General features: G+C 57.9%; 15 protein-coding genes. 8 read left to right on the top strand and 7 right to left on the bottom strand.

Annotation, left to right across the window (positions count from 1 at the left end; all coding sequences use genetic code 11):
- Nucleotides 1-8: 8 nt before the first annotated feature.
- The 3 genes from ntrC to DKK66_RS11680 form a co-directional block, all read right to left on the bottom strand.
- Complete coding sequence (gene ntrC, locus DKK66_RS11670) at nt 9-1,466, bottom strand: nitrogen regulation protein NR(I) (RefSeq protein WP_131358217.1); 1,458 nt, start codon at nt 1,464-1,466, stop codon at nt 9-11.
- A 26-nt stretch (nt 1,467-1,492) separates the two neighbouring features.
- Nucleotides 1,493-2,548 carry a nitrogen regulation protein NR(II) gene (glnL, locus tag DKK66_RS11675; RefSeq protein WP_045847617.1) on the bottom strand — a complete coding sequence of 352 codons (1,056 nt, stop codon included), beginning with the start codon at nt 2,546-2,548 and terminating at the stop codon, nt 1,493-1,495.
- A 100-nt stretch (nt 2,549-2,648) separates the two neighbouring features.
- A complete protein-coding gene (locus DKK66_RS11680) occupies nt 2,649-3,134 on the bottom strand; it encodes a DUF4124 domain-containing protein (protein ID WP_131358219.1) in 486 nt (161 codons plus the stop codon).
- Between the two features lie 267 nt (nt 3,135-3,401).
- Here DKK66_RS11680 and DKK66_RS11685 point away from each other — a divergent pair, with 267 nt between their 5' ends.
- On the top strand, nt 3,402-3,824 hold the full coding sequence (locus tag DKK66_RS11685) for a BLUF domain-containing protein (protein WP_052694156.1): 423 nt from the start codon (nt 3,402-3,404) through the stop codon (nt 3,822-3,824).
- A 101-nt stretch (nt 3,825-3,925) separates the two neighbouring features.
- Here the strand turns inward: DKK66_RS11685 and glnA are convergent, their stop codons facing one another.
- Nucleotides 3,926-5,344 carry a type I glutamate--ammonia ligase gene (gene glnA / locus DKK66_RS11690; protein ID WP_045847615.1) on the bottom strand — a complete coding sequence of 473 codons (1,419 nt, stop codon included), beginning with the start codon at nt 5,342-5,344 and terminating at the stop codon, nt 3,926-3,928.
- A 279-nt stretch (nt 5,345-5,623) separates the two neighbouring features.
- Here glnA and DKK66_RS11695 point away from each other — a divergent pair, with 279 nt between their 5' ends.
- From DKK66_RS11695 to prmC, 5 genes are all read left to right on the top strand, one after another.
- Nucleotides 5,624-6,076 (top strand): rhodanese-like domain-containing protein, encoded by a 453-nt coding sequence (locus tag DKK66_RS11695; protein ID WP_131358221.1) that lies wholly within the window; start codon nt 5,624-5,626, stop codon nt 6,074-6,076.
- A 127-nt stretch (nt 6,077-6,203) separates the two neighbouring features.
- Nucleotides 6,204-7,025, top strand: coding sequence for a shikimate dehydrogenase (gene aroE / locus DKK66_RS11700; RefSeq protein ID WP_131358223.1), 822 nt, complete (start codon nt 6,204-6,206; stop codon nt 7,023-7,025).
- Nucleotide 7,026: 1 nt separating this feature from the next.
- Nucleotides 7,027-7,713: a monofunctional biosynthetic peptidoglycan transglycosylase gene (gene mtgA / locus DKK66_RS11705; protein WP_370302447.1), complete on the top strand. Its 687-nt coding sequence runs from the start codon at nt 7,027-7,029 to the stop codon at nt 7,711-7,713.
- Nucleotides 7,714-7,986: 273 nt separating this feature from the next.
- A complete protein-coding gene (mgtE, locus tag DKK66_RS11710) occupies nt 7,987-9,324 on the top strand; it encodes a magnesium transporter (RefSeq protein ID WP_370303005.1) in 1,338 nt (445 codons plus the stop codon).
- A gap of 12 nt (nt 9,325-9,336) precedes the next feature.
- Nucleotides 9,337-10,158, top strand: coding sequence for a peptide chain release factor N(5)-glutamine methyltransferase (gene prmC, locus DKK66_RS11715; RefSeq protein WP_131360988.1), 822 nt, complete (start codon nt 9,337-9,339; stop codon nt 10,156-10,158).
- A 272-nt stretch (nt 10,159-10,430) separates the two neighbouring features.
- On the opposite strand, the gene DKK66_RS11720 is transcribed toward prmC, so the two are convergent.
- Nucleotides 10,431-10,910 (bottom strand): peptidylprolyl isomerase, encoded by a 480-nt coding sequence (locus DKK66_RS11720; protein WP_045847609.1) that lies wholly within the window; start codon nt 10,908-10,910, stop codon nt 10,431-10,433.
- A 139-nt stretch (nt 10,911-11,049) separates the two neighbouring features.
- On the opposite strand from DKK66_RS11720, the gene DKK66_RS11725 reads away from it, so the two are divergent.
- Nucleotides 11,050-12,183: a cupin domain-containing protein gene (locus tag DKK66_RS11725; RefSeq protein WP_131358232.1), complete on the top strand. Its 1,134-nt coding sequence runs from the start codon at nt 11,050-11,052 to the stop codon at nt 12,181-12,183.
- Nucleotides 12,184-12,448: 265 nt separating this feature from the next.
- Nucleotides 12,449-12,661 carry a hypothetical protein gene (locus DKK66_RS11730; protein ID WP_045847607.1) on the top strand — a complete coding sequence of 71 codons (213 nt, stop codon included), beginning with the start codon at nt 12,449-12,451 and terminating at the stop codon, nt 12,659-12,661.
- A 136-nt stretch (nt 12,662-12,797) separates the two neighbouring features.
- Here the strand turns inward: DKK66_RS11730 and bamC are convergent, their stop codons facing one another.
- Both bamC and dapA read right to left on the bottom strand, forming a co-directional pair.
- Nucleotides 12,798-13,958, bottom strand: coding sequence for an outer membrane protein assembly factor BamC (gene bamC, locus DKK66_RS11735; protein WP_131358235.1), 1,161 nt, complete (start codon nt 13,956-13,958; stop codon nt 12,798-12,800).
- A 25-nt stretch (nt 13,959-13,983) separates the two neighbouring features.
- Nucleotides 13,984-14,859: a 4-hydroxy-tetrahydrodipicolinate synthase gene (gene dapA / locus DKK66_RS11740; RefSeq protein WP_131358238.1), complete on the bottom strand. Its 876-nt coding sequence runs from the start codon at nt 14,857-14,859 to the stop codon at nt 13,984-13,986.
- Nucleotides 14,860-15,030 lie beyond the last annotated feature (171 nt).

Here is a 15,030-nt window from a genome sequence, read left to right on the forward strand (position 1 = left end):
GTCAGCGCCTAGACATGGTCGGCATGTTCGTCATGCCCTTCCATGCCCAGTTCCTGAATCTTGCGGGTCAGGGTGTTGCGGCCCCAGCCCAGCAGATGGGCGGCTTCCACCTTGCGGCCACCGGTGTGGGCCAGCCCGGTGCGGATGCAGCTTTCTTCAAAGCGGCGGGTCAGGTCGTCGATGATGCCCACTTCACCGGCGCGCAGCCGACGGGCCACTTCTTCGGCCAGCCCCAGCGTCCAGTCCACCACGTGCACGGCGCTGCTGACTACCGGGCTGCCATCGCTTTCCGTCGCCGGTGCAATGGCTTCCGGTTCGCGCAGTTCGGAGGGCAAGTCGCCCACTTCCACCTGCTGGCCCGGTGCCATCACGGTAATCCACTGACACAGGTTTTCCAGTTCGCGCACATTACCGGTAAAGCTGTGGAACTTGATCACTTCCATCGCCGCTTCGGTCAGGCGCTTGGGCTCAACGCCCAGACTGCTGGCGCTCTTGGCCAGGAAATGGCGGGTCAGCAGCGGGATGTCCTCGCGCCGTTCGCGCAAGGGCGGCAGACGCAGGCGGATCACATTCAGGCGGTGGAACAGGTCCTCCCGGAACAGGCCGCGTTTGACCCGGTCTTCCAGATTCTGGTGGGTGGCGGCAATCACCCGCACATTGGCCTTGATCGGCACATGGCCGCCCACGCGGTAAAAGTGTCCGTCCGACAGCACGCGCAGCAAGCGGGTTTGCAGCTCGGTGGGCATGTCGCCGATTTCATCCAGAAACAGCGTGCCGCCTTCCGCCTCTTCAAAGCGGCCGCGACGGGTGGCCAGCGCGCCGGTAAAAGCGCCTTTTTCATGGCCGAACAGTTCGGACTCCAGCAAATCCTTGGGAATGGCTGCGGTATTCAAGGCAATGAAAGGCTTGCTGGAGCGCACCGAATGGCGGTGCAGCGCTTCGGCCACCCGCTCCTTGCCGGTACCGGACTCGCCGGTAATCAGCACGGTGACATGGGATTGCGACAAGCGGCCAATGGCGCGGAATACGTCCTGCATGGCGGGTGCCTGGCCTAGCAGCACCGGCATGGCTTCCACGCCGCCGGTGGCTTCGATCTGGCTATTGCTCTCGGCCAGTGCGCGCTCGATCAGCTGCACAGCCTGGTCGACATCAAAGGGCTTGGGCAGGTATTCGAATGCACCACCCTGGAAGGCGGCCACTGCCGAATCCAGGTCGGAGTGCGCGGTCATGATGATGACCGGCAGCTGCGGATGATCGGCCTTTACCCGGGAGAGGAATTTCAAACCATCGGTGCCGGGCATGCGGATGTCGGAAATGATGACGCGCGGTGTATTGTCGTACAGGGCATTCAGCGCATCATCGGCGCTGGAAAAGCTGTCAAAGCCGATGCCACTGCGGCCGAGTGCCTTTTCCAGGACCCAGCGGATGGCCTTGTCGTCATCAATGATCCACACCGGGTTATTCATAGCAGCCCTCGTTTCTGTAATGGGGTTCAGTCCGTGTTGCTGAAGGGCAGCATCACGGTAAAGCAGGTCTGGCCCGGGCGGGATTCAAATTCGATGCTGCCGCCGTGCTGGTGTACATAAGCCTGGGCCAGTGTCAGCCCCAGGCCGGTGCCTTCGGCACGTCCGGTAACCAGGGGATAAAAAATGTGATCCCTGATTTCTTCCGGAATACCAGGACCGTTGTCGACAATCTGCAATTTTAATGCCAGCACGTGACGCTTCCGTGCCAGGGTGACCTGCCGGGCGACGCGCGTGCGCAAAATCACCTCGCCCTTGGCCTTCATGGCCTGCACCGCGTTCTTGACGATATTGAGCACCACCTGGATCAGCTGTTCTTTGTCCGCCACCATGTGCGGCAGGCTGGTGTCGTAGTCGCGGCGGATGACGAGGCCCTGTGGATACTCGGCCAGCGCAATGCTGCGCACCCGTTCCAGCACTTCGTGGATATTGATTTCGCTGCGCACATGGCGGCGATGCGGGGCCAGCAGGCGGTCTACCAGCGATTGCAGGCGCAGGGCTTCTTCCTGGATGACTTCGGTGTATTCCTTCAGCTCCGGCCGGTCTGACAGTTCATGCTCCAGCAACTGGGCCGCACCGCGGATTCCCCCCAAGGGGTTCTTGATTTCATGCGCCAGGTTACGAATCAGCTCGCGATTAGCCTGTTGTTGCAGCAAAAGCCGCTCTTCATTGGCAATTTTCAGTTGCTGATCCAGTGGTCGCAGCTCGACCAGCGCCAGCCGACCCTCCGCATCTATCGGTGTCACCGACAGGGCGATATGCAGCGGCTGCTCACCATGCGGTGTGCGCAGTTCGAGGTCGTGCTCGATATAACTGGAGTTGTGTTGTAAGGCGGTGGCCAATGCCTGGCGCAGGGCGGGGCTGTCTTGCAGCAACTCGAACAGCGAGTGGCGCAGCAACTCTCGCCGGCCTATGGCCAGCAGGTTTTCACAGGCGGGATTGGCAAATTCGAGTTTGCCATCGGCATGCGTGATCAGGACCGGGGTGTCGAGTAAATCCAGGCCGGCAAAGCTGGGCGAGTTCATGGTGCTCCGAATCGGATGAGGCTGTGCATCTGGCTATTAGCAATAAGCACGCCAAGCCGGAGCACCGCATATGCACGAAATCGGCCTTAATTATGCACCATTATTGTGCATTGGATGCAGCTTGCCCCAGTTCGCGGCGTAATGCGTCCACATTCTTCTGGCGCTCGGTGACGGCGTCCTTCAGTTTTTGTACCCGGTCCAGGTATTTCTGGTAGTTGCGGGTTTCATCGCCGTTGCGGGTAGCCGCGCCGTCGGTGTAAGCCTTTTGTGCATCAGCCAGGGCTTTTTGCTCATTGGCCAGTTCGTTTTCCAGAATCTTGCGGCGGCCTTCGTCGCGCTTGGTCTGGGTACCGTTGTCCACACTGGGGTAGCCATCCGGTGTGGAGGCAGATTTGCCGCTGGCGGCCGCCTTGCCCTTGCCGCTGCCACTGCCGCCATAGGTGGACAGCGGTGCCAGGTGCATGGGCTTGGCGCCCTTGATCGGCACATTGGTGAAGGTGACATTGCCATTGGCGTCGATGTATTTGTACACCTCGGCATGGGCCAGGCCACAAGTCAGCAGCAGGCAGAAAGCAAGGGTTTTCATGGTGTCGGGCGTCTGCGGTGAAAACGGGAGGATGTGACGCTATGATAAGCAAAAGGTGGTCTCGCGTCACATCTGCATGACAACAAGGCGGCGGCCAGCATGCCGTACATCTGTGGAATGTGTCATCATGCCCCCGGGCATCACCTTGTGCCAATGGCATGGCGTGTGCCTGTATTTGATGTCCGGTCTCCATGCAGAAGGTAATGAGGAAATGTTTGCAGTCATCCGTTCAGCCCATCGTCCTGGCACTTTACAGAAAGCCGGCCCATGCTGATTCAGTTGCTTTATTCCAGCAAGGCCACCACAGCCCTGTCTCCTGCCGATTTGACGGCAATTCTGGACAAGTCGGTGGCCAATAATCAGGCCCGGCAGATTACCGGCCTGTTGCTGTACCGCGATGGCTGCTTCTTGCAACTGTTGGAGGGGGAGGAGGCTGTGGTTGAGGCTGCGTTCAGCAAAATCAGCCAGGATTCGCGCCATCATCAGGTGGAGTCCCTGTTTTGCAGCGAATGCAAACAGCGTGAGTTTGGCCAGTGGTATATGGGTTTCCATGTGCCGCAGCCCGAAGCACTGGCGCGCTTCCCCCAGTTTGCCCCGGTGTTCGATCCGGCATTTGATGTCAGCCAGCTGGTTGTTGCGCCACAGGATGGCCTGGCCATGCTCAAGGCGTTTGCCGAGTTGCCGGGCTGAGTGTTCCTGGCGGTAGCCGGCAGACATGAAAAAACCCGCGCAAGCAGTGCTTGCGCGGGTTTTCTGTATCCGGCAAGGCACCCGAAGGTGCCATCGCCCGATTACAGGGAGTAGTACATTGCAAATTCTACCGGGTGGGTAGTCATGCGGGTCAGGTTCACTTCCTGCATCTTCAGTTCGATGTAGGCGTCGATCCATTCGTTGGAGAACACACCGCCACGAGTCAGGAAGTCGCGGTCTGCGTCCAGGGCAGCAAGGGCTTCGTCCAGGCTTGCGCACACGGTCGGGATCAGCTTGTCTTCTTCCGGCGGCAGGTCGTACAGGTTCTTGTCAGCAGCATCGCCCGGGTGGATCTTGTTCTGGATACCATCCAGACCGGCCATCAGCAGAGCGGAGAAGCACAGGTACGGGTTAGCCAGCGGATCCGGGAAGCGGGCTTCGATACGGCGAGCCTTCGGGTTTGCCACGTGCGGGATACGGATGGAAGCGGAACGGTTCTTGGCGGAGTAAGCCAGTTTTACCGGAGCTTCGTAATGCGGAACCAGACGCTTGTAGGAGTTGGTACCCGGGTTGGTGATGGCGTTCAGTGCCTTGGCGTGCTTGATGATACCGCCGATGTAGTACAGGGCGGTGTCGGACAGGCCGGCATAGCCGTCGCCAGCAAACAGGTTCTTGCCGTCTTTCCAGATGGACTGGTGAACGTGCATGCCGGAACCGTTGTCACCAACGATGGGCTTGGGCATGAAGGTAGCGGTCTTGCCGTAGCTGTGTGCCACGTTCTGAACCACGTATTTCAGGATCTGGGTCCAGTCGGCACGCTGGGTCAGGGTGCTGAACTTGGTACCGATTTCCATCTGGCCGGCAGTGGCCACTTCGTGGTGGTGCACTTCAACCGGTACGCCCAGCTCTTCCAGCAGCAGAACCATGGCGGAACGCAGGTCTTGTGCGGAGTCAACCGGCGGTACCGGGAAGTAGCCGCCCTTCACGCCCGGACGGTGACCGGTGTTGCCACCTTCGAATTCTTCAGCGGAGGCCCAGGCAGCTTCTTCGGACTTGATCTTCACGAAGCAACCGGACATGTCGGTGCCCCAGGTGATGCTGTCGAATACGAAGAATTCCGGTTCCGGACCGAAGTAGGCGGTGTCGCCCAGGCCGGATGCCTTCAGGTAAGCTTCAGCGCGCTTGGCGATGGAGCGCGGGTCGCGGTCGTAGCCCTTGCCGTCGGCCGGGTCAATCACGTCACAAGACATGAATACGGTCGGTTCGTCAAAGAAGGGGTCAATCTTGGCGGTAGCCGGGTCAGCCATCAGCAGCATGTCGGAGGCTTGAATGCCTTTCCAGCCGGCGATGGAGGAGCCATCAAAAGCGTGGCCGCGCTCGAACCACTCGTCAGCATCTTCCAGCAGCACGTGTGCCGGAATGGTAACGTGTTGTTCTTTACCACGGGTATCAGTAAAACGCAGGTCTACGAACTTGACGTCGTTTTCTTGAATCAGCTTGACTACGTCTGCAACCGCCATGAATGTTCTCCTAAAGGCAACGTGCATCGAAAGCAATATTGCTTGATAAAGATGGTACGCTTCGCTTGAAGCATGAAGCGTGCCAGGCTAAGAACGCTAATTCAATCATTGTGTCACAGGGTGTTCGGTCCTGCTAGCCGTAAGTTGTGCACCAAAATGATGCCTTGCCAAGTGCAAATGATCGATATTGGTGCATTGTCTGGTGCTGACAGCCGCTCCGCACAGGCAGGCCCTGCGCACCATAGTGTGGCACGGCCCCGTTACAAAGAAAGGTAGCCCATGGAACAAACCGTCAAGATCCTGCAGACCGCTGCAGAGCGTGCCGCCAGTCAGCAATTGTCCTATCAGGGCGCGCTGACACCGACAGAAGCCTATTACCTCATTCAGCAAGTGGAAGGCACCGTACTGGTGGACGTCCGCAGTGCGGCGGAATGGCAATTTGTTGGCGTGGTTCCCGGTGCATTGCGTATCGAGCTGCGCAGTTTTCCCGGCATGCAGCCCAATCCGCAGTTTCTTGCGCAATTGCAGGGCGCGGTGGACAAGCAGGCTTTGCTGCTGCTGATGTGCCGCAGCGGCGTGCGCTCGCATGAAGCGGCCGTACAGGCAGCGGCAGCCGGATATGCCCGTGTATACAACGTGATGGAGGGCTTTGAGGGCGACAAGGATGCCCATGAGCATCGCGGCGTAGTGAATGGCTGGAAAGCCCATGGCTTGCCGTGGGTGCAAGGCTGAAGCAGGCCTGAATTGTTGGGACAGGGGTATTGACCGGTTGATGTTTATGACGTTACACGGCAAAGTGCTACCTCAGCAGATGAACCGCACGATGCGGTAGCACCACAGGAATCCAAGAAAGCTGATCATGACCAACCGTTACGCCGTCATCGGTAACCCCGTTTCCCATAGCCAGTCGCCGTTCATTCACAGCGAGTTTGCCCGAGCCACCGGCGAAGCCGTGCAATATGAAAAGCTGTTTGCCGAACTGGGCAAGTTCAACGAAGTGGTTGGCCAGTTTGTGAAAGAAGGTGGCCTGGGCCTGAATGTCACCCTGCCGTTCAAGGGTGATGCCTTCCGCATGGCCCAGGAAGTGACCGAGCGCGCCCGCGCAGCCGAGGCCGTCAATACCCTGACTTTCCGCGATGGCAAAGTGTATGGCGACAACACTGACGGCGTCGGCCTGGTACGCGATATCGTGGAAAACCTCGATTTCCCGATGGAAGGCAAGAGCATCCTTATTCTGGGTGCCGGTGGTGCCGTACGCGGCGTGCTGGAACCGATTCTGGAACAGAAGCCGGCCAAGGTGACCATTGCCAACCGTACCCTGATCAAGGCGGAATCCATTGCCCATCATTTCGCGCCCTGGGGTGAGGTGGAGGCCAGTGGCTACGAGGCACTGGAAGGCAAAACCTTCGACATCATCATCAACGGTACTTCCACCAGCCTGCACAATGAAATTCCGCCGCTGCCGGCCAACATCTTCACCGCCCGCACCCTGGCTTACGACATGGTGTACAGCAAGGGTCTGACGCCTTTCCTGAAGCGTGCTCAAAGCGAAAATGCCGGCATGCTGGCCGATGGCCTGGGCATGCTGGTGGAGCAGGCGGCCGAGTCCTTCCATATCTGGCGTGGTGTCAAACCGGACACGCGCAAGGTCACCAATATGTTGCGAGAAGTGCTGGCCTGATTTGATGCGGCTCATTTTCAAGATCATGGCGGTCCTGGTGGCCGCCATTGTGTTGTACAACCTGTGGATTTTCGGCCATATCGTCTACTGGCGCAGTCATAACCCGGCGGCCAGTGCCTTCATGAACGAGCAGTTGGCCAAATTGCAGGAAGACGACCCGGAGGCTGAGCTGCGGCAGAAATGGGTGCCATACGCCCAGATTTCTCCCAACCTGAAACGGGCGTTGATTGCGGCGGAAGATGCCAAGTTTGCCGATCACGAAGGTTTTGACTGGGATGGCATCGAGGCTGCTTTCGAGAAGAATCTGAAGCAGGGGCGCATCGTGGCGGGTGGTTCCACCATCAGCCAGCAATTAGCGAAAAACCTGTTTCTGTCCAGCAAGAAGACACCATGGCGCAAGCTGGAAGAAGCAGCCATTACCGTGATGCTGGAAAAGGTGCTGGATAAACGCCGTATTTTCGAGATCTACCTTAATGTCATCGAGTGGGGGAATGGTGTGTTCGGTGCAGAAGCTGCCGCCCGCTACTACTTCCATACCAGTGCTGCCCGGCTGTCTGCCGGACAGGCTGCCAAACTGGCGGCTATGGTGCCCAATCCGCGTTATTACGATGAACATCGCAATGCCACTGGCCTGATGAAGAAAACCCGCATCATCCAGCGACGCATGGCCTTTGCCGACCTGCCTTGAGATCCCCCCCTTTGCTGGAAGGCGAAGGGGGCTTCATGTTACAATCCCGCTTCTGTTTATACGTTCTGCCGTGCCGAAAAGGTGCGGTATTGCACATGGACTTACCCAGTTATCCCATAGCCCCTGGCTTCCCCGTTTTTCCTTGTTGATTCCCGCCATTACGACCGTGTAGCCCCGTCTCCGTCGCCATGGCGGAAGGAGTTGTGCTTGTCGGTTATTGAAAAAAAACAAACTGCTGAACGATTGAGCGAAAGCCTGGCCGAGGTGCAAAGGCTGATCGCGCTGCATGTCGAAGAGGATGGCATTGTCCCTGCCGCCTCACCGGCACTGGACGAGCTGCAACAAAGGCTGCAAAACCTGCATCCGGCCGATATCGCCTACATTCTGGAAGCCTTGCCGCTGGATGAACGGCTGCTGGTTTGGGGCCGCGTCAAGGCACAGCAGGATGGTGAAATCCTGCTGGAGGTTTCCGATGCCGTCCGGGAAACCCTGATCGAATCCATGGCCCCGGCCGAACTGCTGGCGGCTGCTCGCCAGCTGGATACCGACGAGCTGGCTGACCTTGCCGGCGACCTGCCACGGCAGGTGGTTTATGAAGTCATGGGCGAACTGGACGAGGCCGAGCGCCAGCAATTGCAATCGGCCCTGTCCTATCCGGAAGGCAGTATCGGCGCGCTGATGGATTTTGAACTGGTGAAAATCCGGGCTGATGTCAGCTGCGAGGTGGTCTTGCGCTACCTGCGCCGTTTTGACGAGCTGCCACACCAGACCGACAAGATTTTCGTACTGGATGCCAACGAGGCACTCTGTGGCGTGCTGCCCTTGCGCAGCCTGCTGGTGGCAGACCCGGAAGCCATGGTGGCCGACGTGATGGCGACCGAAGTGGTGTCCTTTCACCCGGAGGACGAAGCGCGCGATGCCGCGCTGGCCTTCGAGCGTTACGACCTGGTGTCCGCTCCGGTAGTGGATGAACGCGGAGCCTTGATCGGACGGCTGACCGTGGATGAAATGGTGGACGTGCTGCGGGAAGAGTCGGACAGTGAGGTGCTGAACCTGGCTGGTCTGAAAGAAGAAGAAGACCTGTTTGCTCCGGTTATTGATTCAGTGAAAAACCGCTGGTCCTGGCTGGCCATCAATCTGTGCACTGCCTTTGTCGCCTCGCGGGTGATTGGCGCATTCGAACACTCCATTAACCAGCTGGTGGCGCTGGCCGCCCTGATGCCCATTGTGGCGGGCATTGGCGGTAACTCCGGCAATCAGACCATCACCATGATCGTACGCGCCCTGGCCATGGGGCAGATGCAGGTGAATCAGGCCTGGCGCTTGTGGCGCAAGGAACTGGGCGTCAGCATCTTCAATGGCCTGATCTGGGGCGGCGCAATTGGCCTCATCGCCTGGATGCTGTATGGCCGCCTGTCACTGGGCCTGGTCATGCTGGCTGCCATGACGCTCAACCTGATGCTGGCCGCCACCATGGGCGTGCTGATTCCCTCGCTGATGCAAAAGCTGGGACGTGACCCGGCGCTGGGCTCCAGCGTGCTGATCACTGCATGTACCGACTCTGGTGGCTTTTTCATTTTCCTTGGGCTTGCCACCCTTTTCCTGCTTTGATGATGAATCATGCTGACACTTGAACAGGCACTGCGCTGCCATTCCCTGCCACGTCTTGAAGCACGCATGCTGTTGCAGCATGTCCGCCCAGGCCTGACCCATGCCCGCATGATTGCAGACCCGGACCTGCCGCTCACGGAAGACGAAGCCGCGCGTTTCGAGCAGTTGGCACAGCGCCGCCTGCAAGGTGAGCCGATGGCCTATTTGCTGGGCGAGCGCGAATTTTATGGCCGCCCGTTTCGTGTCAGCCCTGCGGTGTTGATTCCCCGGCCGGAAACCGAGCATCTGGTAGAAGCCGCCTTGCAGCGCGTGGCCACCCTTGAACCAAAGCGTGTGCTGGACCTGGGCTGCGGCAGTGGTGCCATCGCCATCACCCTGGCGCTGGAAGCGCCGGCATGGCAGGTACAGGCGGTGGATTTGTCTCCGGCCGCGCTTGAGGTTGCCAGTGGCAATGCCCAGCAGCTGGGTGCCGAGGTCCAGTTTCGCCTGGGAAGCTGGTATCAGCCATTGGCAGGGCAGGGGGAGTTTGACCTGATTGTTTCCAACCCGCCGTATATCGAGCAGCACGATCACCATCTGGATGAGGGCGATGTCCGTTTCGAACCGCGCATGGCCCTGACTGATGAGGCTGACGGGTTGATGTGCCTGCGCGCCATTATTGACGGTGCACCGTCCCGGCTGAAGGCTGGAGCATGGATCATGCTGGAACATGGTTATGATCAGGGCCCGGCAGTGCGGGACTTGCTGCGGCAAGCAGGATTGCAGCAAGTTGAAACCCTGGCAGACCTGGCCGGTCTGGATCGTGTCACGCTGGGGCAGATGCCTGCACCATAAGCCGCTGCCGTTCAGCGTGCATGTGCAGGAGTGCCATGACGCAGCCGGATGGACGCTTTATCCGTCATCGACATCCTTTGCCCTGTATCAAGTGACAAATGCGATTCTGACGGCATGCTGTTGCCCGTCAACCAGCAGACCGACAGTGCCGTATTCGTGCGATCGGCAAGGCCGATGGCATTGAAAATGAAACTGGCGCTTCGCCAGTCCGTTACCAGACAGGGAAGCGCCAGTGTCAGTCGGGCAATACGAAACGATTACCCGTTTATTGCTTAGTGGTGATGACCGTGTGCACCGTGAACGTGGCCGTGGCTGAGTTCTTCAGCACTGGCGGCACGTACTTCGGTAACTTTGGCAACAAAGCGGATGGTCTGGCCGGCCAGCGGGTGGTTGGCATCCACGATGGCCTTGCCGTCGGCGATGTCGGTCACACGGAACAGCAGAACGTCGCCGGTTTCCGGGTCGTCAGCTTCAAACATCATGCCGACTTCCACGTCAGCCGGGAACACGTCCAGGTCTTCAACGCGAACCAGTTCTTCTTCCGGGTCGCCGAAAGCGTCATCCGGGCTCAGCTTGACGTCGACAGAGTCGCCAACATTCTTGCCGTGCAGGGCCTCTTCCACCAGCGGGAAAATGCCATCATAGCCACCGTGCAGGTAAGCAATCGGCTCTTCGGTCTTGTCGAGGAGGTTGTTTTCCGCGTCGAACATCTCGTAGTGGAGGGTAACGACGGTATCTTTGGCGATTTGCATCAGAAATTGTCCGGGATGAAATGAAAAATCTTGACAGGGCAGGGGGCACAGAAATTCCCTCTCCTGCAAGGAATGGTGCGGAACAGCCGCTTGAACGTATTGTAAACCATAGAAGGGCTCACAAGCCCGTGAAACTGCCATGAAACCGATGACATTACTGGGTGGCCTTACCCCAGACGCCTTTCTCAAAGAATACTGGCAAAAAAAGCCCTTGCTGATTCGTGGTGCGCTGACTGATGTCGGTCCCCATGTCGATTTCAAATGTCTGTCCGAGCTGGCGATGCAGGAAGATGTCGAGTCCCGCCTGATCGAAAACCGTAATGGCCGCTGGCATCTGGAGCGCGGGCCTTTCCGTCCGGCACGCTTTCGCAAGCTGGGTGAAACCGACTGGACCATACTGGTGCAGAATGTGAATCATCATTTGCCGCATATCGACAAGATTCTGTGGCAATTCGATTTCATCCCGTTTGCCAGGCTGGATGACCTGATGATCAGTTATGCACCTCCGGGTGGCACGGTTGGTCCGCATTTCGATTCTTACGATGTATTCCTGCTGCAAGTCGGTGGCAAAAAGCGCTGGCAGATTTCCTCGCAGGCTGATGACGACTTCATCCCGGATGCCCCCATCCGCGTGCTGCAGGATTTTCGTGTCGAAGAGGAGTTCGTGCTGGAGCACGGCGACATGCTGTATTTGCCGCCCAAATGCGCGCATTACGGTGTCGCACTCGAACCGGGCATGACCTATTCAATCGGTTTTCGCGCGGCCCCGGCGCAGGAGCTGGCCACGCAGTTCCTGGTTTATCTGCAAGACCACATCTGCCTTGATGGGCGCTATGCCGACCCGGAGTTGAAACGCCAGCCCGATCCGGCCCGCATCAGTGAAGAAATGGTGGACAAAGTCAGCCAGATGCTCAGCCAGATTGTCTGGAACAAAGACACGGTGAGCGATTTCCTGGGTCACTACCTGACTGAGCCTAAGCCACATGTCTTCTACGATTCGCCTGACGACGAACTGGATGAAGATGAATTTGCCAATAAAGTTTCCCGGCATGGCGTCGAACTGGACCGCAAGAGCCTGATCCTGTTCCATCAGGAAATGTTCTATTGCAATGGCGATGTTCTCGAAATCGAACCGGCTGATGTTGCGGTGTGGCAACAGTTTGCCAATCAGCGTCATTTGTCGGCAGCCGACATCAGGCCGTCGTTATTGGGTGTGCTGTACGAAGGATATCTCGATGGATATTGGCATTTGTCGCCGTCTGTAGCAAAATAACCACATCAGATGTTCAAATGTACACATGGCAAGGCATCCAAGCGGCAAGCATCGGCGTTCAAACGCTCATTTTGCCGTGAATGTTGCACTGCGGAAGGTTGCCGGGCGATTGGTGGCATTTTTGCTACTCTCCCCCCCTACACAGCAATTTTTTTCGTGATACAATTTGCGCACTGAAAGATTTTCAGTCGCCCAGTCATTTCCAAATACAGCTTGGGCGATTAAATTGACGTCTTGTTAACTTATCTTTAAAGGTCAAGAAAAAATGAAACAGTCGCTCCTCGTTGCTGCCCTGCTGGCCGTTGCTCTGTCCGCTTGCGGTAAGAAGGCTGATGCTCCGGCTGAAGCTTCCGCTCCTGCTGTTGAAGCTTCCGCTCCGGCTGCTGACGCTTCCGCTCCGGCTGCTGATGCTTCCGCTCCGGCTGCTGACGCTTCCGCTGCTGCTGCTTCCGCTCCGGCTGCTTCCGCTGCTCAGTAATTCAGCGCGAAAGCACCAAAAAACCGGCTTCGGCCGGTTTTTTTATGTCCGTTATTTGCTGTTGTATGGCAGATGTGAGGCATCAAATGAAAAAAGCCCGCGGAAGCGGGCTTTTTTTTGCTGCGGCAGCAGTTGCTTACTGCAACTCGGTCTGCAATTTGGATAGGACGGATTTGGCAAAGCTGTCGGAAAGAACCTGACCTTGCTTGTTCTGTACCACCAGGGAGCTGGTACCGTTGCCTTCTTCCTTGACTACCACGCGATATTCCGGCGCGCCGGAATTTGCTTTCTGATCGGCGTCCTTGCTCTTCCAGAAGGCGAGGCCGGACCAGAAACCACCGCTGGACGATTCTTCCTTGTCCAGTTCGCCCTTGGCGGGTTTCACGAAGTAAATACCTTGTGAACGGTCGCGATCATTGACCACCAGACCAATACGATCCAGCGCCAGGCCTACACGACGCCAGGCACGGTCAAAACCGTCGTTGATGTTGAGTGTGCCGTTAACAATGCTGTCTTTCGGCTTGTCGGCAACCACCTGGGTTTTCTTGATTGCTTCCTTGGCCTTCTCTTCATTGATACCCATGCGGATCATGAAGCGACCGAGCAGCTCGGCTTCCAGATTGGGATCAACCGGACGCGGCTGCCACATGGTGTCCGATTTGCCTTCGTTGATGAAGGTTTCGTACATGCCGCGGTGCGAGAAGTAGATCTCGGTGCCGTTGGCGGTCTTTTCCAGGCGGATGCGGAATTTGTCTCGCTCCGGAGTGGACATTGCACCACCCAGGCCAACCGTTTCCATCAGCTTGCGAATACCATCGGACGGCAGCTTGGCGCGGTTTTCCGCCCAGTCGGTTTCCATGATGCCAAGGTCAGGCTCTTCGGTCTTGATGACAAAACCGTTTTCCTGCCAGAAAGCTTTCAATACCGGCCACAGTTCTGCCGGCGATTTGCCCTTCACCTCAAGCCAGCGCTGAGTGCCGGCACGTTCCATGGTGATGTTGTCGATACTGTTGACGGCAACAGTATTGCCAGTCACGGCAGCCTGAACGGCGGCGGCTTGCTGGGTGGCTGCCACGGCATTGCTGCTGGCCAGGGCAGAAGCACTGCCAGTGGCCGGAATGACATATTTGTTCTGGATTTGCGGCGCGGTCAGGTCCGGCGGCACTTCCAGGGTGTTGCCCGCTTTGGGCGGTTCAGCGGACTTGTAGTCCAGTTTCTTTTCCAGCGGGTTGGAGGTGCTGCAACCAGCGAGAATGCCGGTTGCAAGCAGAATCGCGGCGGGCGCGCTTCGTTTCATGCGGACTCCCTTGTCGTCAGGGGGTTTAAATGAGTTCAGCCTGCTTCATGGCGGCCGTCAGCTGCGGGCGCAGGCTTTCCGACATCACATGAAGGGGAAGGCGGATGCCTGCAGGAATCATGCCCAGCTCTTGCAGTACCCATTTGGCCGGAATCGGGTTGGGTTCGGCAAACAGCTGCTTGTGCAGACCTTGCAACTTGTCGTTCAGTTCGCGTGCCAAGGCCGCCTTACCGGCAATGGCGGCGTCACACATCTGGCTCATCAGCTTCGGTGCAACGTTGGAGGTGACGGAGATGACGCCATTACCACCACACAGCATGAATGCCATGCCGGTTGCATCATCGCCGGAGTACAGCGCGAAGTTTTTCGGGACACGGCTGATCAGGTCGCAAGCGCGGCCGATATCGCCTGTTGCATCCTTCAGCCCGATGATGCCGGGCACTTCGGTGAGGCGCAGTACGGTGTCATTGTTCATGTCGGCAACGGTACGACCCGGTACGTTGTACAGGATTACCGGAATGTCGACACTTTCAGCAATTGCGCGGAAATGGCGGTACATGCCTTCCTGCGTCGGCTTGTTGTAGTAGGGCACCACGGAAAGGGTCATGTCGGCACCGGCCTGCTTGGCATGGGCTGCCAGTTCGATGGCTTCGGCGGTGGAGTTTGCCCCGGTGCCGGCGATAACCTTGACGCGGCCCTTGGCCTGTTTGATGACGGCTTCAACGACGGCGATGTGTTCATCAACAGCAAGGGTGGCGGATTCACCAGTGGTACCAACGGCAACGATGCCGCTGGTGCCGTTGTCGATGTGGAAATCGACCAGGCGGGAAAGGGATTCGAAGTCGACCCGACCATCTGCGGACATCGGGGTGACCAGGGCAACCAAGCTACCGGTAAGCATAGTTCTGCCTATATCTAGGGATGAGGATTCAAAGTCTTCGATTGTAGCGGAATTCCCCTACGGGTCAAAAGCATGTCATTGCATTTGGTGCCAAGCGCCGGAATGTCGTGCTGATGTGTTAGAATCCACGGTTTTTCCGATACTTACGGCTGGATTGGCTGAAGGATCCCA

This window comes from Aquitalea sp. USM4 (assembly GCF_004328945.1).
In the GTDB taxonomy this organism is placed as follows: Bacteria; Pseudomonadota; Gammaproteobacteria; order Burkholderiales; family Chromobacteriaceae; genus Aquitalea; species Aquitalea pelogenes.

Bases quoted from the DNA above. Each gene is read 5' to 3' on its own strand.
- ntrC (WP_131358217.1), bottom strand. From the start codon at position 1,466: ATGAATAACCCGGTGTGGATCATTGATGACGACAAGGCCATCCGCTGG.
- glnL (WP_045847617.1), bottom strand. From the start codon at position 2,548: ATGAACTCGCCCAGCTTTGCCGGCCTGGATTTACTCGACACCCCGGTC.
- DKK66_RS11680 (WP_131358219.1), bottom strand. From the start codon at position 3,134: ATGAAAACCCTTGCTTTCTGCCTGCTGCTGACTTGTGGCCTGGCCCAT.
- DKK66_RS11685 (WP_052694156.1), top strand. From the start codon at position 3,402: ATGCTGATTCAGTTGCTTTATTCCAGCAAGGCCACCACAGCCCTGTCT.
- glnA (WP_045847615.1), bottom strand. From the start codon at position 5,344: ATGGCGGTTGCAGACGTAGTCAAGCTGATTCAAGAAAACGACGTCAAG.
- DKK66_RS11695 (WP_131358221.1), top strand. From the start codon at position 5,624: ATGGAACAAACCGTCAAGATCCTGCAGACCGCTGCAGAGCGTGCCGCC.
- aroE (WP_131358223.1), top strand. From the start codon at position 6,204: ATGACCAACCGTTACGCCGTCATCGGTAACCCCGTTTCCCATAGCCAG.
- DKK66_RS11720 (WP_045847609.1), bottom strand. From the start codon at position 10,910: ATGCAAATCGCCAAAGATACCGTCGTTACCCTCCACTACGAGATGTTC.
- DKK66_RS11725 (WP_131358232.1), top strand. From the start codon at position 11,050: ATGAAACCGATGACATTACTGGGTGGCCTTACCCCAGACGCCTTTCTC.
- DKK66_RS11730 (WP_045847607.1), top strand. From the start codon at position 12,449: ATGAAACAGTCGCTCCTCGTTGCTGCCCTGCTGGCCGTTGCTCTGTCC.
- bamC (WP_131358235.1), bottom strand. From the start codon at position 13,958: ATGAAACGAAGCGCGCCCGCCGCGATTCTGCTTGCAACCGGCATTCTC.
- dapA (WP_131358238.1), bottom strand. From the start codon at position 14,859: ATGCTTACCGGTAGCTTGGTTGCCCTGGTCACCCCGATGTCCGCAGAT.